Annotated in this window: 13 protein-coding genes; 10 read left to right on the top strand and 3 right to left on the bottom strand. The window is 60.2% G+C overall.

Going from position 1 to position 22,890, the window contains the following annotated elements; genetic code table 11:
• The first annotated feature begins 69 nt into the window (after window positions 1–69).
• Both EC919_RS08960 and EC919_RS08955 read left to right on the top strand, forming a co-directional pair.
• Window positions 70–1,359, top strand: a complete 1,290-nt coding sequence (locus tag EC919_RS08960; RefSeq protein WP_133773135.1) for a M18 family aminopeptidase — start codon at window positions 70–72, stop codon at window positions 1,357–1,359.
• A gap of 201 nt (window positions 1,360–1,560) precedes the next feature.
• Window positions 1,561–3,750, top strand: a complete 2,190-nt coding sequence (locus EC919_RS08955) for a mechanosensitive ion channel family protein (RefSeq protein ID WP_243842228.1) — start codon at window positions 1,561–1,563, stop codon at window positions 3,748–3,750.
• 6 nt (window positions 3,751–3,756) lie between these two features.
• On the opposite strand, the gene EC919_RS08950 is transcribed toward EC919_RS08955, so the two are convergent.
• The gene (locus tag EC919_RS08950; protein ID WP_133773133.1) at window positions 3,757–4,476 is read right to left on the bottom strand and encodes a UTRA domain-containing protein; all 720 of its coding nucleotides are present in this window, start codon (window positions 4,474–4,476) and stop codon (window positions 3,757–3,759) included.
• Between the two features lie 360 nt (window positions 4,477–4,836).
• Here EC919_RS08950 and EC919_RS08945 point away from each other — a divergent pair, with 360 nt between their 5' ends.
• From EC919_RS08945 to EC919_RS08910, 8 genes are all read left to right on the top strand, one after another.
• Window positions 4,837–5,913: an ABC transporter substrate-binding protein gene (locus EC919_RS08945; RefSeq protein WP_133773131.1), complete on the top strand. Its 1,077-nt coding sequence runs from the start codon at window positions 4,837–4,839 to the stop codon at window positions 5,911–5,913.
• A 138-nt stretch (window positions 5,914–6,051) separates the two neighbouring features.
• A complete protein-coding gene (locus tag EC919_RS08940; protein WP_133773129.1) occupies window positions 6,052–6,858 on the top strand; it encodes an alkaline phosphatase family protein in 807 nt (268 codons plus the stop codon).
• Window positions 6,855–7,697, top strand: a complete 843-nt coding sequence (locus tag EC919_RS08935; protein ID WP_133773127.1) for an ABC transporter permease — start codon at window positions 6,855–6,857, stop codon at window positions 7,695–7,697. Before EC919_RS08940 ends, EC919_RS08935 begins: the two co-directional genes overlap by 4 nt.
• Window positions 7,684–8,481, top strand: a complete 798-nt coding sequence (locus tag EC919_RS08930; protein WP_133773125.1) for an ABC transporter permease — start codon at window positions 7,684–7,686, stop codon at window positions 8,479–8,481. Before EC919_RS08935 ends, EC919_RS08930 begins: the two co-directional genes overlap by 14 nt.
• Before the next feature lies 1 nt (window position 8,482).
• Window positions 8,483–9,472 carry an ABC transporter ATP-binding protein gene (locus EC919_RS08925; RefSeq protein ID WP_133773123.1) on the top strand — a complete coding sequence of 330 codons (990 nt, stop codon included), beginning with the start codon at window positions 8,483–8,485 and terminating at the stop codon, window positions 9,470–9,472.
• A 143-nt stretch (window positions 9,473–9,615) separates the two neighbouring features.
• Complete coding sequence (locus EC919_RS08920) at window positions 9,616–10,269, top strand: HAD family hydrolase (protein WP_133773121.1); 654 nt, start codon at window positions 9,616–9,618, stop codon at window positions 10,267–10,269.
• A 161-nt stretch (window positions 10,270–10,430) separates the two neighbouring features.
• On the top strand, window positions 10,431–12,857 hold the full coding sequence (locus tag EC919_RS08915; protein WP_133773119.1) for a hypothetical protein: 2,427 nt from the start codon (window positions 10,431–10,433) through the stop codon (window positions 12,855–12,857).
• 264 nt (window positions 12,858–13,121) lie between these two features.
• Window positions 13,122–17,618 (top strand): Ig-like domain-containing protein, encoded by a 4,497-nt coding sequence (locus EC919_RS08910; RefSeq protein WP_133773117.1) that lies wholly within the window; start codon window positions 13,122–13,124, stop codon window positions 17,616–17,618.
• A gap of 54 nt (window positions 17,619–17,672) precedes the next feature.
• On the opposite strand, the gene EC919_RS27395 is transcribed toward EC919_RS08910, so the two are convergent.
• A complete protein-coding gene (locus EC919_RS27395; protein WP_243842227.1) occupies window positions 17,673–20,564 on the bottom strand; it encodes an autotransporter outer membrane beta-barrel domain-containing protein in 2,892 nt (963 codons plus the stop codon).
• Between the two features lie 265 nt (window positions 20,565–20,829).
• Window positions 20,830–22,848, bottom strand: a complete 2,019-nt coding sequence (locus EC919_RS08900) for a hypothetical protein (RefSeq protein ID WP_133773115.1) — start codon at window positions 22,846–22,848, stop codon at window positions 20,830–20,832.
• Window positions 22,849–22,890: the final 42 nt, after the last annotated feature.

Here is a 22,890-nt window from a genome sequence, read left to right as displayed (position 1 = left end):
TTGATCTTGATCTCGATCAAAACACCTTTTGGCCTGTAAACTCCCGCCCATTGCTGCCTGGAGTAACCTATGCGCGAAGAGTTGAATCAAGGCCTTATCGATTTCCTGAAGGCCTCCCCCACCCCCTTTCATGCCACCGCCAGCCTGGTGCAACGCCTCGAAGGCGCCGGCTACCAGCGCCTCGACGAACGCGAGCCCTGGTACACCGAAGCGGGTGGCCGCTACTACGTCACCCGCAACGACTCCTCCATCGTCGCCTTCAAACTCGGTCGCCTGTCGCCCCTCACCGGCGGCATTCGCCTCGTCGGCGCCCACACCGACAGCCCGTGCCTGCGCGTCAAACCGCAACCCGAACTGCAACGCCAGGGCTTCTGGCAACTGGGCGTCGAAGTCTACGGCGGCGCCCTGCTCGCGCCATGGTTCGACCGCGACCTCTCCCTCGCCGGCCGCGTCACCTTCCGCCGGGACGGCAAAGTCGAAAGCCAGTTGATCGACTTCAAACTGCCGATCGCCATCATCCCCAACCTCGCGATCCACCTCAATCGCACCGCCAACGAAGGCTGGGCGATCAACCCGCAGACCGAACTGCCACCGATCCTGGCCCAGGTCGCCGGTGACGAACGCCCCGACTTCCGCGCCCTGCTGACCGATCAACTGGCCCGCGAACACGGTCTGAATGCCGACGTCGTCCTCGATTACGAACTCAGCTTCTACGACACCCAAAGCGCCGCCGTCATCGGCCTCAACGGCGACTTCATCGCCGGCGCCCGGCTCGACAACCTGCTGTCCTGCTTCGCCGGGCTGCAAGCGCTGCTCAATGCCGATGGCGACGAAACCTGTCTGCTGATCTGCACCGACCACGAAGAAGTCGGCTCGACGTCCGCGTGCGGCGCCGACGGCCCGATGCTGGAACAAGTGCTGCAACGCCTGCAGCCGGAAGGCGACGATTACGTGCGCACGCTCCAGAAATCCCTGCTGATCTCCGCTGACAACGCCCACGGCGTGCACCCGAACTACGCCGAAAAGCACGACGCCAATCACGGCCCGAAACTCAACGCCGGCCCGGTGATCAAGGTCAACAGCAACCAGCGCTACGCCACCAACAGCGAAACCGCCGGCTTCTTCCGTCACCTGTGCATGGCCGAAGAAGTCCCTGTACAAAGCTTCGTCGTGCGCAGCGACATGGCCTGCGGCTCGACCATCGGCCCGATCACCGCAGGGCACCTCGGCGTTCGCACCGTCGACATCGGCCTGCCGACCTTCGCCATGCACTCGATCCGTGAACTGGCAGGCAGCCAAGACCTGGCGCATCTGGTGAAGGTGCTGTCGGCGTTCTACGCGAGCGCCGAGTTGCCTTGATCTCAAACCACCATTGAGAGCGGGCCGATCCATTTCCTTCACAGGTCATGGAAACGGCCTGCACATCGCGCTATCCCGGACTTCACAATTCCCCTCGCCACACCCCCTCTCCCCTCGTAAACTCATCCGCCTCTGCTTGACCCGGCACGGGTGCCAAACCGCGCCACCCCAAGCGCCTGTCTATTCGAGGTTTGTTTCCAGGTGATCGCTCCCACCCGCCTTTCCGTTCTCCCCCGTCTGTTCCTGCTCTGCCTGCTGGCGCTGTTCCCGTTTGCATTGACCCACGCCGCGGGCCTGCCAAGCCTGCTCAGTGGCGGTGACAAAACGCAGCCTCAGGCTCAGGAGCCACTGGGGCAGTCGCTGGACGAGGTCATCACGTCGCTGGAAAACGATCAGCAGCGCAGCAAGTTGCTGGAAGACCTGAAGAAGCTGCGGGACGCCACCAAGAAAGCGCAGCCGACCGTGGAGCAAGGCGTGCTGGGCCTGATCGGCAGCTCGCTGGCCGAGCTGGAAAAACAATTCACCGGCGCAGACAGCCCCCTCAGCCGCTGGGCGGATGAGGCGGGTATGGCGGAGGATGAGCTGATGGCGCTGATGCTGCCGGCCAACCAGTGGTGGCCGATCATCTGGGGCTTTGCCGTGGTGCTGGCGATCTGGGGGCTGTTGGCGGCGGCGTTGATCTGGCTGGGCCACAAGGTGCGCTTGCGCTTCGGCCTCTCCGCCGAGCTTCCGCAGCATCCGCGCCTGTCGGACATGCTGCGCTTCGCGCTCCGCAAGCTGGGCCCGTGGCTGGTGGCACTGGTCATCACGATTTACCTGAGTTACTCGCTGCCGCCGTCGCTGGGCCGGGATCTGGCGATGGTGCTTGCTTACGCGCTGGTGGTCGGCACGCTGTTCTCGGCGGTCTGTGTGATCGCGTTTTCACTGCTGGACGGGCCCCATCGTCATCAGGCGTTGTACATCCTGCGCCATCAGGCGTTTCGGCCGCTGTGGTGGATCGGCAGCTTTGCCGCGTTCGGCGAGGCGTTGAGCGACCCGCGTCTGGTCGCCAGCCTTGGCGTGCACCTGGCGCACACTGCGGCGACCCTGGCCAATGTCATGGCTGCGCTGTCCACCGGATTGTTCATCATCCGCTTCCGTCGGCCGATCGCGCATCTGATCCGCAATCAGGCGCTGGAGCGCCGCCTCAACCGTCGTGCCCTGAGCGACAGTATCGAGGTCATCGGCACGTTCTGGTATCTGCCAGCACTGGTGCTGGTGGGCGTTTCCCTGTTCGCCACATTTTTCTCTGCGGGTGACACCAGCACTGCATTGCGTCAGGCCCTGATCTGCACCGTGCTGCTGGTGTTATGCATGGTCATCAACGGGCTGGTGCGGCGTCATTCACTCAAGCCAAGCCATGCTCACAAGCGTCACGCGCTGTACTCGGACCGCCTGAAAAATTTCTTTTATACCGTCGCGCACATGCTGATCTGGCTGGTGTTCATCGAACTGGGCCTGCGGGTCTGGGGGCTGTCGCTGATCCGTTTTGCCGAAGGCGACGGCCGCGACATCAGTCTGCGGCTGATCGGGCTGGCGGCGACACTGATGTTTGCCTGGCTGATCTGGATCCTCGCGGACACGGCGATTCACCACGCCCTGACCCGCTCGCGCAAAGGCCTGGCCAACACCCGTGCGCAGACCATGATGCCGCTGATCCGCAACGTGCTGTTCGTGACCATTTTCGTCATCGCGCTGATCGTCGCGCTGGCGAACATGGGCATGAACGTGACGCCACTGTTGGCCGGTGCCGGTGTGATCGGTATCGCAATCGGTTTCGGCGCGCAGTCACTGGTGGCGGATCTGATCACCGGGCTGTTCATCATCATCGAAGACTCGCTGGCCATCGACGATTACGTGGACGTCGGCGGGCACCTGGGCACCGTGGAAGGCCTGACCATCCGCACGGTGCGCCTGCGCGACATCGACGGCATCGTCCACACCATCCCGTTCAGCGAGATTAAGAGCATCCAGAACTACTCGCGGGAGTTCGGTTACGCGATCTTCCGCATCGCGATTCCGGCGAGCATGAACATCGACGACGCGCTGAAGATGGTCCGCGATGTCGGCCAGAAGATGCGCTCGGACCCGCTGCAACGGCGCAATATCTGGTCACCGCTGGAAATTCAGGGTGTGGAGAGTTTCGACTCCGGTAACGCCATCCTGCGGGCGCGCTTCAAGACCGCGCCGATCAAGCAGTGGGAAGTGTCGCGGGCGTTCAACCTGTCGCTCAAGCGCTATCTGGATGAGGCCGGCATGGACCTGGCGACGCCGCGCCTGAATGTGCAGGTCAGCACCAGTGGCGGGCGTGTGAGCAAAGTGCGCGAGAAGAAGGACGATGCATCGGCGTAAGCCGGCCTAGATATCTGCCACCACCGCGCTCACGTGAATCGCGTCATGGCGCCAGTACTCCAGATCGCAATCGATCAGCCGCCCGCGCTGATCGTGGTTGACCCGGGCGATGCGCAGGCCCGGGCTGCCGATGGAGACTTTCAGCGCCCCCGCCGCTTCCATGGGCAACGCCGTGGGCACCATTTCGAAACGCACCTGGCCGTAGCGAATGTCGTAATGGCTGGCGTAGAGCTCGGTCAGCGACTGGTTCAGGTCCAGCTCGAGGATGTGCGGGAAGTAATCGGGATTGAGGTAGTGCTCGACGTAGAGCACCAGCCGTTCATCAATCCGGCGGGCGCGGCAGATCTGGATCACGCTGGACAGCGCCGGCAATTGCAGCAGCCCGCAGATCACGGCTGAAGCAGGTTGCAGCCGCGCGGAAATCACCTGGGTCGCGGGCACTCGCCCCTGGGCCTGGACCATCGCGTGAAAGTGGCTGCGGCGCATCAGGTCATAAGCCAGACGCGGCGGAGAAATGAACCAGCCACGGCGCTCTTCTCGGTAGATCAAGCCCTGAGCCTCCAGCTGCACCAACGCCTCGCGCAAGGTGATGCGTGTGGTATCGAAGACCTCGCTCAATTTGCGCTCAGCCGGCAACTTGCTGCCTGGCGGCAACAGGCCGTGTTCGATCTGCTCTTGCAGCGCGTTGCAGATGGTCGTCACCGCTCGGGGTATTTCTTCGCGCATTGCGTTACCTATCTGGACTAGACCAGCGCTATTTAAGGGCAGTATCGCTCGCTGACTGGCCCGTTTCGGTGCTCCAGAGCCTAGGCAGCGTAGATGACCGTTGCGTGACATTCCAGCCAGCAGCGACTGCAACGCCAGCGCCCGGGAATACATCAGCGCCTTTCAGATCAAGCGCTTGGGCATGGTCTACGCTCATTTCACAGCGATCGCCGAGGCTGTGGCTTGCTCCAGCAAGAGTCGGTCCAGACACGAAAGCGTCATGTAACTGGCCTAACTTGGCTCAGGTATTGCTGACCTAGACCAATCATCCGCAACGAACACTTCTATGAGTCCGTCGAGAAGTGCACAAAGGAGCTTCGAATGAAACACCTTTTGCTGGCATCACTCCTGGGTTCGGCCATCGCGCTGAGCACTTCGGCCATGGCCGCCGACACCGACCTGAAAACCCTCGAAGCCGCCGCCAAGGCCGAAGGCGCGATCAACAGCGTGGGCATGCCCGATGACTGGGCGAACTGGAAAGGCACCTGGACCGACCTGACCGCCAAGTACGGTCTGGTGCACATGGACACCGACATGAGCTCGGCTCAGGAAGTGGCCAAGTTCGATGCGGAAAAAGACAACGCCAGCGCCGACATCGGCGACGTGGGTGCAGCGTTCGGCCCGATCGCTACTGCCAAGGGCGTGACCCAACCCTACAAGCCGAGCACCTGGGCGCAAGTGCCGGACTGGGCCAAGGACAAGGAAGGCCACTGGGCGCTGGCCTACACCGGCACCATCGCTTTCATCGTCAACAAGAAGCTGCTGCACGGTTCGGACATACCGACCAAGTGGGCTGACCTGAAGAACGGCAAGTACAAGGTCACCATCGGTGATGTCAGCACTGCGGCCCAGGCTGCGAACGGCGTGCTCGCCGCTGCAATCGCCATGAAAGGCGATGAAACCAACCTCGCGCCGGGCCTGCAACTGTTCACCGAACTGGCCAAGCAAAAGCGCCTGGGCATCAACAACCCGACGATTCAGTCGATGGAAAAAGGTGAAGTGGAAGTGGGCGTGGTCTGGGACTTCAACGGCCTGAGCTACAAGGCCAAGATGACCAATCCTGACGACTACGTGGTGCTGATCCCGTCGGACGGTTCGGTGAAATCCGGCTACACGACCATCATCAACAAATACGCCAAGCATCCGAACGCTGCCAAGCTGACACGCGAATACATCTTCAGCGATGAAGGCCAGCTTAATCTGGCCCGCGGCAACGCTCGTCCGATCCGCGCTGAGACCGACCTGAAACTGCCGGCCGACATCGCGAAAAATCTGATTCCATCCGAGCAATACATTGCGGCCAAGCCACAGCCGATCAAAGACCCCGCAGCCTGGGAAAAATCCTCGAAAGCCCTGCCGCAGCAGTGGAACGAGCAAGTCATCGTCGAGATGCAGTAACCCCCCTGCACTGCAACGTGTAGGAGCGCGCTTGCCCGCGATTGCGGACTGTCAGAATCATATTCGTTGCAGACGTTATGCAATCGCGGGCAAGCGCGCTCCCACACGGTTGGGGACAGTCACCTTCCGGAGCGGCACATGAAACACAACGTCATCCTCATCCTGCTGGACGGCCTGAGTTACAGCGTGGCGCACCATGCGATGGGGCATTTGCTGGCCTACAGAAATGCAGGCCGCGCGGCGTTGTACAAGCTCGAATGCGAGCTGCCGTCACTGTCACGCCCGCTGTATGAGTGCATTCTGACCGGCGTGGCGCCCATCGACAGCGGCATCGTGCACAACCAGGTTTCCCGACTTTCCAACCAGCGAAGCGTGTTCCATTACGCCACCGACGCCGGGTTGACCACTGCCGCTGCGGCATACCACTGGGTCAGCGAGCTGTACAACCGCAGTCCGTTCATTGCCGCACGCGACCGCCACACCGACAACGCCGAATTGCCGATCCAGCACGGGCACTTCTACTACGTCGATCACTACCCCGATTCTCACCTGTTCGACGACGCCGAGCATCTGCGAACCGCCCACGCGCCGCACTTCCTGTTCGTCCACCCGATGAACATCGATGACGCCGGCCACAAGTACGGCTTCGACACCCCGCAGTACCGCAACAGCGCACGCTCCGCCGACATCATCCTCGCCGAGTACCTGCAGCGCTGGCTCGATGCGGGCTATCAAGTGCTGGTGACCGCTGACCACGGCATGAACAACGACCGCTCCCACAACGGCGCGCTACCGGAAGAACGCGACGTCCCGCTGTTCGTGCTCGGTGACGCCTTCAGCCTCGACGCCGATGCGCGGCCGAAACAGACCGAGATCTGCGGCACCGTCTGCGAGCTGCTCGGTGTGCCCCACGACAAACCTGTGTGCAGAGAGGTGCTCAAGTGAATTCACAAAGCCGCGGCAAATGGCTGGCGCTGTTGTGCCTTGTGCCGTTTGCGGTGTTCTTCATCGCGTTTCAGATCGCGCCGCTGGCCTGGGTGGCGATCAACAGCCTGCAGTCGGACGCCGGCTGGGGCATCGACAACTTCATCAAAGCGTTCAACTCGCGTTTCTACCGTCAGGCGATGCAGTACAGCCTGGAGATCAGTTTCTGGTCGAGCCTGATCGGCATCATCATCGCGATCCTCGGCAGTTATTCCCTGCGCAAGGTGCCGTCGCGGCTGAGGGATTTCGTTAGCGCGTTCGCCAACATGACCAGTAACTTTTCCGGGGTGCCGCTGGCGTTCGCCTTCATCATCCTGCTCGGTTTCAACGGCGCACTGACGCTGATTCTCAAGCAGGCCGGGATCATCGATGACTTCAACCTGTACTCGAAAACCGGCCTGATCATTTTGTACACCTACTTCCAGATCCCCTTGGGCGTGCTGCTGCTCTACCCGGCCTTCGACGCGCTGCGTGAAGACTGGCGCGAGTCGGCGTCGTTGCTGGGTGCGAGCAGTTGGGATTTCTGGCGGCACATCGGCATTCCGGTGCTGACCCCGGCGCTGCTCGGCACCTTCGTGATCCTGCTGGCCAACGCGCTGGGTGCCTACGCCACGGTCTACGCACTGACCACCGGCAATTTCAACGTGCTGCCGATCCGCATCGCGGCGATGGTGGCGGGCGATATCACGCTGGACCCGAACATGGCCAGCGCCCTGGCGATGATTCTGGTGGGGATGATGACGCTGGTGACGGTCGTGCATCAGTGGCTGCTGAAGAGGAGCTACCATGTCTCGCGCTGAACGCCGCCCGCCGGGGCTCTACCACCGCGTCGTGGTGTACCTGCTGTTTCTGATTCTGCTGGCGCCGCTGCTGGGCACCTTTGTGTATTCCATCGCCACCAGTTGGTCGGCGACGATTCTGCCCGACGGGCTGACCTACAAGTGGTACGTCGCACTGTGGAGCGATCCGCGTTTCCTGCGCGCGTTCGGCCAGTCGCTACTGGTGTGCGTCGGCGCGCTGGCGCTGTCGGTGGTGCTGATTCTGCCACTGCTGTTCGTCGTGCATTACCACTTCCCCAGGCTCGACGCGCTGATGAACATCCTCATCCTGCTGCCCTTCGCGGTGCCGCCGGTGGTGTCGTCGGTGGGCCTCTTGCAACTCTACGGTTCGGGGCCGCTGGCGATGGTCGGTACGCCGTGGATCCTGATCGGCTGCTACTTCACCGTGGCACTGCCGTTCATGTACCGGGCGATCACCAATAATCTGCAAGCGATCAATCTGGTGGACCTGATGGACGCGGCCCAGCTGCTCGGCGCCAATACCTTTCAAGCCGCGTTTCTGGTGGTGCTGCCGAACCTGCGCAAGGGCCTGATGATCGCCCTGCTGCTGTCGTTCTCGTTCCTGTTCGGCGAGTTCGTGTTCGCCAATCTGCTGGTCGGCACCCGCTACGAAACCCTGCAGGTCTACCTCAACAACATGCGCAACAGCAGCGGCCACTTCAACAGCGCGCTGGTGATTTCCTACTTCCTTTTCGTACTGCTGCTGACGTGGGCGGCCAACCGACTGAACAAGGACAAAGACTGATATGAGCTTCGTCAGTGTCGAAAACCTGCAGAAGAATTACGGCAGCACGGCGGTCTTCAGCGACATCAATTGCGAAATCCACAAGGGCGAATTCGTCACCCTGCTCGGACCGTCCGGCTGCGGCAAGTCCACCCTGCTGCGCTGCATCGCCGGGCTGACGTCGGTCACCAGCGGCCGTATCTTCCTCGACGGCAAAGACCTGGTGCCGGTATCGCCGCAAAAGCGCGGCATCGGCATGGTGTTCCAGAGCTATGCGCTGTTCCCCAACATGAACGTGGAGCAGAACGTCGCGTTCGGCCTGCGCATGCAGAAAGTCAGCGCCGATGAAATGAAGCAGCGGGTGGCCGAGGTGCTGAAGCTGGTGGAGCTGAACGAGTTTGCCGCGCGCTACCCGCATCAGATGTCGGGCGGGCAATGTCAGCGTGTGGCATTGGCGCGATCGCTGGTGACCCGCCCTCGCCTGCTGCTGCTTGATGAGCCGCTGTCGGCCCTTGATGCGCGCATCCGCAAGCACCTGCGCGAGCAGATCCGCGCCATTCAGCAGGAGCTGGGCCTGACGACGATTTTCGTGACCCACGATCAGGAAGAAGCGCTGACCATGTCCGACCGGATTTTCCTGATGAATCAGGGCCGGATCGTGCAGAGCGGCGACGCCGAAACCCTCTACACCGCGCCGGTCGATGCCTTCGCTGCCGGCTTCATCGGCAACTACAACCTGCTGGAAGCCGACGCCGCCAGCCGCTTGATGCAACGGCCGATCAACAGTCGCGTGGCGATTCGCCCGGAAGCCATCCAATTGAGCCTGACCGGTTCGCTGGAAGGCGAAGTGCGCAGCCACAGCCTGCTGGGCAACGTGATCCGCTATCGCGTCGAAGCCCGGGGGGTGGAACTGGTGGTCGACGTGCTCAACCGCTCGGCCAGCGACTTGCACCCGAAGGGCCAGCGCGTCACCCTGCACATCGAAGCGTCGGCGTTGTGTGAGGTGGCATGAATTCGACGCCAACCCTGTAGGAGCGCGCTTGCCCGCGAAATGCGGTGGGTCAGCACCCAGGATGCCGCTTGATCCAACGCATTCGCGGGCAAGCGCGCTCCTACAAGGGGACTGCGCAAGTATCAAAAGAGAGGACAGCTTTAATGGCTTTAGCAATTTTCGATCTGGACGAAACCCTGATCCACGGTGACTGTTCAAGCCTGTGGAGCGAGCAGATGGGGCGTTTGGGCTGGGTCGATCCTGAGTGGTTCATGAAGAAGGACCACGAACTGATGGAAGCCTACGGCAAGGGCGAACTGGCCATGGAAGACTACATGGCGTTCAGCCTGGACCCGATGGTCGGGCGCACGCCGGAGGAAGTGGATTTTCTGGTGGGGCCGTGGGTCGAGGATTATATCGAGCCGATCATTTTCAGCGATGCCACTAAAACCATCGCCGAGCACCGCGCGGCCGGGGATCGCATTCTGATCATCTCGGCGTCGGGCGTGCATCTGGTCAAGCCGATTGCCGAACGCATCGGCGTTGATGAAGTGCTGGCCATCGACTTGGAAGTCGCCCACGGCGTCTACACCGGCAAAACCAGCGGCGTGCTCACCTACCGCGAAGGCAAGATCACCCGCTTGATGGCGTGGCTGGATCAGGAAGGCGAGAACCTTGAGGGGGCGAGTTTCTACTCGGATTCGCGCAATGATCTGCCGTTGCTGCAGAAGGTGGATTTCCCCCATGCGGTGAATCCGGATCCGGTGTTGCGGGAAGCGGCGGAAAGGGCTGGATGGCCGATTCACGCGTGGAGATGACGTAGAGCCCCTGACTTGAGCCCTCTCCTACGGCAGGTCACCCGATGCCAGTCTTCCCGCATCCGACCAGCGGGCGCCAAACCTGTCAATTGTGACAGTAGCCAGAGAGGTCACCGCAGCGCCAAATGACTCCTGCGCATAAACCGACAGGAGTCAACACCATGGCCATTAAAGCCCGCTCGCAATACTTCCCCATCCCTGCCCATATTTCACAGACCGTCGCCAAACTGGCGGCAGACCCCATCTTTCTCGACAACGCCCGGGCTGCCAGCGCATTACTGATCCCGCCGGAGATCGACGCAGTCAATGGGCCGATTCCAAGCCCTCCGGCATTACCTGACCTTGACGTCTGGGGCGTCAACGAAGGCGCTGCGGTGACCACGCACGAACAGGGGTTGAAGGTGCACGTACCGGCTTGGTCAGATATGAATAAAGGCGACAGCGTAAACCTTCTTCTGGAAGATCTGACAGTGGCTACCGACACGATCAGATCAGACGGCCAGGTCGGTGAACGACTCAGCCTGTTCATCGCGGATGAGCGTCTGGCTGCAGGCTCTCAGGCCGTGTCCTACAAGGTTACGCGCTTCGGTCAGCAGCCCGAGGCGTCGGCCAAAATGAACATTTACGTCAAACTCACGCCACCGGGAGGCCCCGATAAAGACGGCACCGACCAAGGCCACTCCGAGCTGGTCCATACGCTGCCAGAAGAAATATTGCAGAACGGTGTCGGCCCTGACGAAGCGGAAGCTGGGGTTATCGTCACTATCGCCCCCTATCCCGAAATGGCCCTGTGGGACCACATCAAATTGTCATGGGGTGGCATCTTTGTTGATCATTACGTTAAGGAGGATGAAGTCGGCAGCTCGCTGGAAATCACCGTTGACAAGGACACCATCCTGAAAGCTGGCGACTCGGGGGCGAACAGCCTTGCGGTCGCGTTTATGGTCTACGACGTCGTCCAGAACCCCTCCTCGGACTGGAGCGCTGAAGTGCTCGTCACGGTGGACACCGGAAACGCCCGGTTCGACGCGCCCATCGTCAAAGAGGCCCGCAACAGACAACTGGATCTTGAGACCCTAAACGGCAAAGACGCCACTTTGCAGCTGTGGGTACCGGTTGGGGGAAAACTCGAGGTCGGAGACAAGATTTGGGCCAAGATGGTCGGCACTACAACAGAAGGAATTGAAGTGAGCTGGACCGCCGCAGAGCCCGATGTGGTGGATAATCTGCCCCAAGTCCTTGAAATCTCCGTACCCAATGACCGCATTCGATTACTTGCCAAGACACAGGCGGTGTTCAGCTATGAAGTCGAGCACCAGAGCGCCGAAGAAAGGCTGAGATCCAAAGGCGAATTCATCAGCATCATCGGCGAACCGGTCAGGCTTGCCGCGCCGATCGTCGAGGAAGAGCAAGGGGGTGCTCTTGACCCTGAGCTCGCGACCGCACACGTCAAAGTGCTATGGGACGATGCCTTCCAGAAAGGGGATGTGGTCATGCTTCGCTGGGTTGGGACTTACCCCGACAACCGTCCCTACGATCCAGAACTGGAGCCCCACTTCGTCTCTACTAACGACACGATCGACCGAGAGCCCATCATCTTCGCCGTACCAGGCAAGCATCTGAAGGAAATTGAAGGGGGGACTGTTGATCTGTTTTACGTTCTGGCCAAAGACGTGGACGGTGTCACGCTGGAACGTGAATCCGCCCACACCGGCCCACTGAACGTCGGTGAGGCACGCGCCGAATTGGCAGCGCCTATTGTCGACGGCGTTGTAGATAACGCCCTCCCCCCTGATCACCCAGACACAACACTAAAAGTGGTGCCGTACACAGGGATGGCTATCGGCGACCAGATCCACATCACATGGGATGGCAGCATCACGGGCAAATATGTCAATGACCTCCCTGTGACCAAATTCAACAAAGACAAGGAGGTTGTCTTTCCCATCAAGGACGATCTGGTTAAAGGCAACGAAGGGGGCAAAGTAGTCGCCTCGTACAAAGTCGTTCGTGCGAATGGCGATACAAGCAACTCGGATGCTCTTGAATTCAGCGTGGGCGAGCCAGTGGCGCTCGACCCACCCGTCTTCACCAGCGTCAAAGATTCCGCAGGCATCGAGATCCCGGAAGGCGGGTCAACCGCGGATAAGACAGTGACCCTCACGGGTACAGCCGCTGCAGATCAAACGCTGCGGATCCTGGATGGGCAGACCTTCGTAGCTGAGGTCAAGATAAGCGCGGACGGCAAATGGGAAACGACGCTGAGCGATCTGGCAGTGGCAGAGCACAGAATCGAAGCGGTGGCCCAGTACACCTCCAGTCCGCAGTCAGCGGTATACAACTTCGCCGTGGCCGACACAGCCCGCCCCGTCATCACCCGCGTTACAGACTCCAAGGGCCAGTTGATACCCAATGGGGGCTCCACTTCCGATACCAGCGTGACCTTGTACGGTACCTTTGAGACCAGTCCCATCTCACCCCGTCCGGCCATCATCAGCGTCAAAGACTCCGCAGGCAACACCATCGCCAACGGCGGATCCACGGCCGCTGACAGCGTGACCTTGAACGGTACCGCCGCAGAAGAATGAAGAGTTGATCGATCAGATGCTTCGCGGTGTCGATCGGACAGCGAAGCAATCGAACGCCTGTGAGGCTGACCAGCGCCAGCATGGGTATTGATGTCCGATTAACTTGCCGGCCGGCAATCGGGCTGGCCCTGGGGACGAACAGTGCGGCGGGCAGCGCAGGTGCCGTCCTCCGCCTGTCGCGATGTTCAGCCTGTTTGAAAGCTTCCAACCGGTTCTTGAAAAAACCACACGCTACACAGGGATCATTTCAGCAAGGAGCTTGTCATGAGACGCAGACTACGCACACTCTTTCCACCCCTTGACCGGAGCTACAAGGCAGCTGCGCTGCGGCCGCTATTGATCGGCGGGATGATCACGCCGGTAGAAGGCGGAGACGGTGGCATCAACGCCGATATTGGCTGTCAGGACTTTGTCCTGATCGCGATCGACCCTTGGCAGGGAATGCGTGAGAACGACCACCTGGATGTCTACTGGGACACCGATCCTGTCGCGATCTATGACGTACTGCCAGAGGACATAAATGAGCGCATCGTTCTGACGGTCTCGGGCGAATACATCAAGGATGGCTGGGTCGAAAAAGTGTTTTATCGCCTGACCCACGCCGACACTGGCCGATCAGACGATTCGGGCGCCCTGCGGATCAAGGTCAAGCTTCAAGCGCCCGGCGGTTTTGACCGTCATCCTGCATTGCCAGGACACTCTGAACTCAAAGCGCCCGTGCTACCCGCTGACATTGTCGAAAACGGCGTGGATGCGGCGTGGGCGCAACGCGGCTTCCCGCTGGTTATCGAGACTTACCCCGATCGCATGGCCCGGGACACTATTAGCCTGGCATGGGGTGACGTCGTCATCGCGCATCTGGTCAGCGAAGGCGAAGCGGCCGGTGACGACCCCATCGAAATTCCTGTCGACCAGGCGACGATTCTGGCGGCCGGTGACAGCGAAAACCTGCTCGTTGACTATGAGGTGTATGACGAGGTCTATAACTTCGCTACGCCTCGTTCAATGCAGACCATCGTTTGGGTAGAAGCAGGCGCTTGGCGGCTGGAAGCGCCGATCATCGGCAATGGCACGCCCACTATCGATCTGGAGGATCTGGGAAGCGACAGCGTGCCTGTTTACATCAAAGTAACCGGGGAGAACTTCTCGCTGGAGGATGTCGTGGAAATGACATGGCGCGACGACGATCCTGCCATCGAGCAACCGGCGTTCACCTACTCGTTCACCGTCGACAACCTCTCTGAGATCCATCAAGTTAACGTACCCAATGTGCACATCCGCGCCCTCCTGGGCGGTAAAGGGCGGGCTACCTACGTGTTGAAAAAAATTAACGGCGCGCCGTGGTTGTCTTCGAAACGAGCGACCGTCAGCATCGTCGGCCAGGTGCCGCTGCCGGCGCCGAACATTATCGAGCTGATTGGCGACACCCTGGCGCCTGATGAAGAGCGGGCCCATGTCGAGATCCCGAATTACGGGATGGAGATCGGCGACTTCATCGTGTTGAAATGGCTGGGGACCCAATCGAACGGCTCGACCTACCTGCATGAGGACACTCATAACGTTACCGGCAATGAGGCCGGCGGTCTCGAGCGGGTATATTTCCCGGTGATGGGCGAACACATCAGCATCCTCAATAATGGCAGCCTTGATGTCAGCTATTCCGTGAGCAACGACGGCTGGCTGAGCGCCGATACACGCCGTTCCGAACATCTGCTGGTCAAGGTCGGCCAGCACGCTGCGCGGCTCCCCGCCCCCACGATCGTGGAGGCCCCCGACGGCGTGCTGGACCCTGAACAGTACCCCGACAGCGCTACCCTTCGCATCGCGTACGACGGCACCCGGGCTGGGGACACCATCACCTGGTACTGGAAAGGCATCTCCGAGGAAGGCAGCGGCACGGATTCGTTTCCCATCACGACAGGCACTGCCGGCAAACCGCTGGACTTCTCCATTGCCAGGGCACTGATCGAGCCCAATATCAATAACGAAGTGAGGGTCCTGTACACACTCAAGCGCGGCGCCACCGGCCTGTTTGAGTTCTCGGCAACACTGAATCTGGTGATCGGCAAGCTCATCGGCGAACTCCCCGCGCCTACCGTGCTCGAAGCGGGCGACGATGGCGCCCTCGACCCGATGGCAGCGCTGAACGGCGCCACCATACAAGTACGTTACGCCAGCATGGAGGCACAAGACCTTCTCACACATCTCTGGCTGGGCAGCCCGGGCGCTGGCACGCCTGCTGATCAGGAAAAGCCCGGGAGCGACAGCGGGCTGGTTGAGTTCTCGGTCTCCGCAGCGGTGGTCGGGGCGAATATTGGCCGCGAAGTCAGCGTGTCCTATCGCGTCAAACGCTACACCGCAGAGAAGCCGTCCGATGTATTGCGATTGCCCATACTGCCCTTCGGCAACCCTGACAAGGACCTGCCGCACCCGGCCATTAACCAGGCCGACAGCCAGACGTTGACGCTAAACCTGGCGACGTTCACCGGCAACGCCACCACCACGGTCGCCAAATGGCCCTTCAGCGCTGCGGGCCAGCGAGTCTGGCTGCGGCTTGAGGGCGAAACCGGCAGCGGCGGCCTGTACGCGATCACGCTACTGGACGGCGCCGTGCTCACCAGCGCTCAAGCCTCTGACGGCCTGTCCGTCACCCTGCCGCGCACTGAACTGGAAAAGCTTGGCCAGGACACGCGCCTGACAGTGATCTGCAACGTTGCCTTTGACGGTATCGCCAGTGAAAGCGGCGTAGTGCCTTTTCCACGGGTGGTGTACGCCTTCAAGCTGCACCATGACTGGATCAAGCCGCAAATCGCCAGTATCAAAGACGGCAAAGGTGAGGTGGCTGACGGAGGGACCACATTCGATACCGCTTTAAGCATCAGTGGCACCTCCACCCTCGAAACCGAGCTGGAAATTCTCGACAGCACCACGCGGCTGACGACGGTCAAATCCAACAGCAGCGGGGCCTGGAGCGGAAACCTGCAAGGGCTGACTGTGAAAAGCTACAGCCTTACCGCCAACGCGCTTGATGGCAGCGGCCTGGTCTCTTCGCCAAGGCGCCTTGAAGTGCTGGCCAACGTGAAGCCTGTTATCAACCAGGTTCTGGACTCACGAGGACCGGTCAGCAATGGCGGGACAACCGTAGACACCAGCCTGACGATATCGGGCAAGGCGAGCCCCGATCGGCAGATCGAACTGTTTGACAAAGGCGTATCAAAAGGCACTGCCAACACAAATGGATCGGGCGAATGGTCTCTGACCGTTTCAGCACTGAGCGTGGCGTCGCACGCGTTCAAGGCCAAAGCGCTGTATGGCACACAGCCTGAGTCCGATGTCTGGACGGTGAACATCGCTGCAGCCGTAGCGCCGACCATCACTCACATCCGGGACATGCAAGGCGCCGAGATTCAGCCTGATGGTTTCACTGTGGATACCGGCGTGGCTCTGACCGGCACCGCCAGTGCAGGTCTTGAGGTGGAGATCTTTGATGGCGCTGCGTCTCGGCAAAAGGTAACGGCCGACGCAGGCGGGCAATGGACACTGACGCTTACAGGCCTGAGCGTGGCGCGGCATGACATGAAAGTCAGGGCCAACTACGGGAGCAATCCGGAATCCGCGGTGCGTAAATTCACCGTGACCGCAGTGGTCACTCCCACCATCACCAGGGTGGAGGATCCACAGGGTAACCCCGTAACCAATGGCGGCTCGACCTACGCCAATACGGTCACCGCCTCGGGCAAAGCCTCAGTCGGTCAAACCGTAGAGGTGTTCGACAGCGGCTCGTCCAAAGGCACTGCCAGCGTGAACACCAGTGGCGACTGGTCGCGGTCAGTGAGTGGCCTGTCGGTCGGCGCCCATAGCCTGACCGCCAGAGCGTTGTACGCGAATAATCCGGTGTCCTCACCGTGGACGTTAAACGTCCAGGCTGCCACGGCGCCCACGCTCAGTGTGCGCGACTCCCGAGGGGAGATCAGCCAGGGAAGCACCACGACTGAAACCACGGTAACGGCGTCGGGCACGGCAGTGGCCAACGCGCAGGTAGAAGTCTTCGACAAGAACGCGTCCAAAGGCACCACAACGGCGGGGGGTGGCGGCGCCTGGAGCCTGTCTGTAGGAGTTGCCCTCGGTTCCCACAGCATCAAGGCTGTCGGGAAATATGCCGACAATCCTTCATCGGGGACTCGCGATTTCAACGTGGTGTCACCGATACCGGATTTTGTCCTGGATACATCGCCTGTTTCGCTGAATGGCAGGCTATACAGGTCCAATTCAGACCTTTCAGTAGATCCGCAAACGTGGCCAACCGGTACGACAGCTGTGAGAGTACCGAGCAGCGGCGCTGCCCCTTACTCTTATACCTCCAGCAACCCGGCAATTGCCCGGGTAGGCAGCGATGGCAAGGTCTACTCAGTCACTAACGGCAGCGCAACGATCACCGTTCGCGATAGCGCCAACCAATCAGGCAGTTACACGGTCAACGTGTCAGGCGTGGTGGTTGTTTACACCTTAAGCAACTCCACCTACTCGCAGGCGAAGAAAGATGCCGCAGCAAACGGTAAGCGACTACCGAACATGAGCGAGCTGCAGGCGATCTATGACCAATACGGCTACCTTCGGTTTCCGCAGAGTCCGGATCGGATGTACTCATGGTCGACTGACTCGGTAGGATTGAATCGAAACTCGATGAAAAATCTGAGGACCGGACAAGAGGCCGCTGGTCCGATTGGGCTCGGCCATTACGCTAACTGCAACGCCATCTAAAAAAAAGACAGGATCGACGTATCGCGAAAACCACGACACGTCGATCCTGGAGAATTACCAGCTATACCGCAACCCCACATTCGCCCCGAATGGCTGCTCGATATTGTCACCATTGGAGTAATCGAAATCAGCGTGCAGCTGCAGGCTGTCGGAAAACGCCACGGCAACACCCGCCCCCAACTCGCCTCGCGAGCCGGACAAGTCGTTGTTAAACACGTTGTTGTTCACCTGAACTTCGTTGTTCTTCGCAAACTCGTGCACGCCCGCCACCCGCACATACGGCTGAACCACGCTACCGCTGTCCATGGTGAAATTACGCCCGGCCGTGACACCGACCTTGCCCAGCAACGAACGGGTGCGATCACCTTCGGCACGCATGTCGTTGTTCAACTGGTAATCCTTGCCCTGAATCACCACGGCGGACAACTGGCTGTAGGGTTCGATGAAATAGCCGTCACTGAGTTTGATATGCCGACCCAACTCAACCGAGCCACCTGCACCCGAATTGTCATAATCGCCCTTGGCACGGGTGCCATCGCTGATGCTGACCTTCGAGTCGTTGCGGAGGCGGTTGAACTTCAACACACCGTCAAAATAGTAGCCGCTGGCCTGGTCCATCCAGGTCGTGTAAACACCAGCGTAATAACTGTTGACAGTGCCTGAGGTACCGCGACTCAGATCAAGATCGGACTTGCTGTGCCCGGCCAGCACACCCACCAGCCACTGCCCGTCGCCCACCGGCAGCGGTGCATCGGCACCCAGCGACAGGCCCTGCTGCGTCTGCCGATAACCGACACCCGACGCTTCATCGACGTTGTATTTATTGCCGTAGGTGCGCACCCATCCACCGGCTTTCCCACCATTGAATCGCAATTCGCCCATCCGGCTGCGCAGCGAAGTCAGCTCGCCGTACCAGACCGTCGGCGCGGTGTTGAACAGCGCCAGCACCGAGCGCGTGCCAGGACTGATCGTTGCTGTACTCGGATCCAGAAACCAGTCGGTTCCACCTGCGCCGTTGCTTGTCGACGCCAGTTGATAGGAATAGGTCCCTACGTCAACGGCCCGATCACCCGCCAGGGCAAACGTCGCGTTACCGCCCCCAGTCTGCACGACAGTCAAGGGCTGCGGTGACGTCGGGTCGACGCCGGAACCTGCGATCAGCAAGGTATGGCTGCCCGTTGCGGTGCCGGTGACGTTGAGCAGGTCGTGCTCATTGGTGAGGTAGTCCGCGTCCATAACGAACGTGCCGTTGCCGGACAACGTGCCAACGTTGAGCTGGTAAAACGCGTTGGGCGCACCAAACCTCACCGTGCTGTCATTCACCGCAAGGGAGTTGAGGGTATTGGTGCCCACCATGTCCCAGGTGGAAGACCCTGCGAGGGTGGCGCTATCGACATTGACCAGGTTGCCGGTGAACACCGAGTTGTTGGCCAGCGAAACAACGCCGGCACTGGAGGTGATATCGCCGGACATCGAGCTGGCATCCAGGCTGACATTATTGCTGGTCACATCGCCTTTCAGCGTTGAGCCGCCCAGCAACCTCAGAACACCTGCCCCGCTGGTCGACGTGACGTTACCGACGATAGAACTGGCATTAAGGCTCACGTTGTCGCTGCTGATATTGCCCTCCAGCGCCGAATTGCCGACCAGAGATACGATCCCTGCACTGCTGATCGAGGTGATGTCGCCGATCATCGAACTGCCATCCAGGCTGACGTTATCGCTGCTGATGTCACCTTGCAGCAACGAGCCGCCGGCCAAGGTGACGACGCCGGCGTTGCCCATCGAAGTGATGTCGCCCTTCATCTGGCTGGCATTCATACTGACCGTGTCACTGGTCACATTCCCTTCAAGCACTGAGCCATTAGCCAGCGAAACCGCACCCGCGTTGCTGGCCGAGGTCACGTTCCCGGTAATGGAACTCGCATTCAGACCGACCGTGTCAATGCCGGTGACATTGCCGGTCAGCGCCGAGCCATTGTTCAGCGCCAGAGTGCCGCTGCTGGTGGCATCCGCCGTAACGTCACCGATCAACCGGCCCTGCTCAAAGGTCAAGTTGGCAATGCTGCCGTTGGAGAGGGCGAAGTTACCGGTCACTTCACTGTTCTGCAGCAGGACGTTCGCCGTCGCCGCGTTGGTAATTTCCAGCGCGTTGCCGTTGCCACCTGTGAGGGTTGTGCCATTGAGCAGATTCAGGTTGGCGACCAGACCGCCGCCCTGGCCATTGACCAGAATCGCGGCACCATTGGTGCCTTCTATGTGTGAACCCTCGATATCGGCCGTCCCCTGGCGCACATTGGCCGTATCCACTCGATAGACGATGCCGTTCAAGCCGCCGGTGACAGTGCTGCCGCGCAGGGAAATGTCCGAGCCGAAACCGCGAACCCCGTAGCTGCTTGCCCCGGTGCCGGTGATGACGGCGCCCGTCGCGTCCAGCCTGCTGCGAGAGGCAAGCGTTGCGCCACCCGCGCCACCGCTGATGGCACCGCCATTGATCTGGAACGCGCTGCCAGAGCCGCCCTGTTCCTGTACGCCGTTGAGACCCAGGCCGGTCTCGCTGCTAATGGTGGCGTTCGTCAGGACCGCCTGGCCGCCGGTGAGCGTCAAAGCGGTTAAAGTGCCGCTGGCATTGACGCTGGCACCATTGACGTTCGCCACGGCGCCCGGCGCGCTGAAGTTGATCGCTGTCGCTGAGCTTCCCTCGTTCAGATTGACCACGGTGCCTGCGCCGCCTCCAGAGATCCTGAGGGCTTGGGCGCCGCTGTTCACCGTCAGCGAGGAACCGGTCGCCAACGACCAGGCTTCCGGGGTGGCGCCCTGGTCAACCACAACAGATTCTCCAGGGGCCAACGCACGCCCCTGGGCGGCGGTGCTGATGCACAGCGCGAGAGAAATAAAGGTTGTGGGGTTGAAATAACGGGAGGGTGTGTAACGCGACTTAGCCATGTCCAGCTCCTTGGGAATATCGCCATTCCCACGGAGTACAGAAAAGCTCCGCAGGACAGAGGCGCGAAGACTACATTCTTCAAATCATTATCAATGTAGGACGTTTCCTAACGTACTGAGCGTAGTTTCCTACAGCCGCTCGGTCCTGCCTCTTATCGCCAACTGCGGCAATAGGACTAAAAAAACAAGGCCGTTTAGTACGGCCTTGTTTTTTTCGTCTCAACCCGAAATTTTACTTATTCATTCTGTCGTCGAACCTGCTCCATTAACAGCCGCACCCACCCGCTCTGCGTCGACGACTATTGGGCGGACACACGCCCGCCGGGTTTTCACCCGTTGCTCTGATCAGCGTCTCACCCTGCATCGGCGGTGTGGTATCAGACACATACGTCAGCTTGATCGACCCGTTCAGGCCCGTTGGCAGGATGAAATCTTCAAACGGCCCTTGCAGGAATTCGAAACCGTTGGAAGCCTCGGCTGCAATGATTTTTCTCTCCCATTTGAGCGGCGCGTTTACCGGGGCTGTCCCCGCTTTGTCGGTGTAGCACTGCCACGTGAACTCAAGAGTCTCCCCGCCCTGCAACATACCGGCGTTGCCAGGAATACGTACGCTAACCAACTGGTCAGGGCCCACGTGCGTACCGCAGTTGAGAATGTCACTTCCGTCCGTCGCCGTGGCCGCTTCGGGAAATTCGGGATTGGCGAGTTTGATCGGTAGGGCTGCGCTGACATCTACCAGAGTCGGCACGCAGGACTCGACATTGCCAGGGGGATTGATGCGCCCAACGGTATAGGACACCGGCAGCGCTGTGCTGCTTGGCAGGTCTTTGATCGTGTCCCAGTCCAGAGTGAACTCATAGTCATCACCCGCCGACCCCGTTACAGGGCTGAGCCTGCCGACCTCTGCCGTGACGCTACCCCAATACAGGACCATCTCCTCGCCCGTGCCTACAGGATCGTACAGCTTGAGCTTTACCGTGACAGGGTCGCCGACGTCGTCTTCCGTCAGCACGTTATCAACTGTTGAGGTCGAGCCACGAACCGTTACTCTTGGCAGGTTGCTGTTTACCGGATCCGGCCGGTCCGGGTTCACGGGCCCAGGGACGAAGAAATCCACATTGATGGTGGCGGCGTCCGAGGCGAACGACTTGTCGCCACGCTCGACGACGTAGCTCACCTGGGTCGGCAGCACCGTGGTCGCCGCGCCATAGGCAGGCTTCAATATGGTTTCGTAGGGAACACTCAGAAAGCTTGTCGCAAATGGATCCGTGATGTTGTGAGTGACCGGAAGCTGCGCAGTACCCCAAGTGAGTACTATACGGTCGCCTTCAAGCGCGTTCGCGTACGGGTCAATTTCAACCAGCCCTGTATTCGCTCGATCAATGTCGACAAGTTGCAGAACGCCGTCATCCGCGATCCTGGGCACGCGGGGTGCGTCCAGTGGAACAACCGGAAGTGGATTGAGAAAGAGGCCGACTGTCGTGTTATCCGAGTGACCGCCCTTGTTTCCAACCTTGTCGACCAGTCGGAAGGATACGTAAATCAGGCCATCCCTCAGACCCGAGAAGACAGCAGCCGGGATCTTGATCTGCCGATTCGAATCAATCGGCCCGGAAAATACCGGCGCGGTCGGGCTCGTCCCGACTTCATGAATGTAAATCTCCAGGGTATCGCCCGGCTTCTCGTATTGATAAATGGGGATGACCAGAACCACATCGGCGTGTTGACTCAGGTATTCCTGTGTGATGCCGTTATTGACGATGGCAGCGTCCAGGAACGTCGGCGCCGCTGGAGACTGATTATTGTTGGGTGGCGTCTTGTCGATAATGAAGCTGGTGGTATCCGATGTTGACGGGTTGGAAGCCTCGTTTGTCACGGTGTAGCACAACTCGAAGGTGCCTTCGACAGCAAAGTTGGATTTATCCAGCATCAGTGCCATCGGGAAGTCGTTGGAGTCCAACGGACCTGGAATCTTTATCTCGGCTTGGGCATCCTGCCAGTCACCCGCGAAGAGCGGTTTCCACTGGAATTGAAGCGTGTCGGTCTCGCCCGATCCTGCGCTTCCGGGCCACTGGGGGATCATGATAGTCATGTCCACTTCCTGCTCATCACGAGGCACCAAGCCTGCGAAGACAGGATCGCCGTCCCACCAGACCGGCGCAATCGGCGGCCTCAAGTTCGCCCTTCCAGACCGGCCTTTTTTGATGGCTTGCTTCTGCTGGCTGACATTTCGCGCCAGTGCACTGGCAAGCACTCGGGTCTGTTTGCTTGATAATTTGCTCATGTCTTTTCTCCTTGAATTGACTCGCGCCTATCCCGCCTGGCG

The organism is Pseudomonas graminis, assembly GCF_004364335.1.
Lineage (GTDB): Bacteria > Pseudomonadota > Gammaproteobacteria > Pseudomonadales > Pseudomonadaceae > Aquipseudomonas > Aquipseudomonas graminis_D.
This window is presented reverse-complemented; position numbering and strand designations above follow the sequence as displayed.

Excerpts from the sequence above, each read along its gene's own strand:
- EC919_RS27395 (WP_243842227.1), bottom strand. The coding sequence starts at position 20,564 with ATGGCTAAGTCGCGTTACACACCCTCCCGTTATTTCAACCCCACAACC.
- EC919_RS08920 (WP_133773121.1), top strand. The coding sequence starts at position 9,616 with ATGGCTTTAGCAATTTTCGATCTGGACGAAACCCTGATCCACGGTGAC.
- EC919_RS08960 (WP_133773135.1), top strand. The coding sequence starts at position 70 with ATGCGCGAAGAGTTGAATCAAGGCCTTATCGATTTCCTGAAGGCCTCC.
- EC919_RS08915 (WP_133773119.1), top strand. The coding sequence starts at position 10,431 with ATGGCCATTAAAGCCCGCTCGCAATACTTCCCCATCCCTGCCCATATT.
- EC919_RS08910 (WP_133773117.1), top strand. The coding sequence starts at position 13,122 with ATGAGACGCAGACTACGCACACTCTTTCCACCCCTTGACCGGAGCTAC.
- EC919_RS08940 (WP_133773129.1), top strand. The coding sequence starts at position 6,052 with ATGAAACACAACGTCATCCTCATCCTGCTGGACGGCCTGAGTTACAGC.
- EC919_RS08930 (WP_133773125.1), top strand. The coding sequence starts at position 7,684 with ATGTCTCGCGCTGAACGCCGCCCGCCGGGGCTCTACCACCGCGTCGTG.
- EC919_RS08950 (WP_133773133.1), bottom strand. The coding sequence starts at position 4,476 with ATGCGCGAAGAAATACCCCGAGCGGTGACGACCATCTGCAACGCGCTG.
- EC919_RS08925 (WP_133773123.1), top strand. The coding sequence starts at position 8,483 with ATGAGCTTCGTCAGTGTCGAAAACCTGCAGAAGAATTACGGCAGCACG.
- EC919_RS08900 (WP_133773115.1), bottom strand. The coding sequence starts at position 22,848 with ATGAGCAAATTATCAAGCAAACAGACCCGAGTGCTTGCCAGTGCACTG.
- EC919_RS08945 (WP_133773131.1), top strand. The coding sequence starts at position 4,837 with ATGAAACACCTTTTGCTGGCATCACTCCTGGGTTCGGCCATCGCGCTG.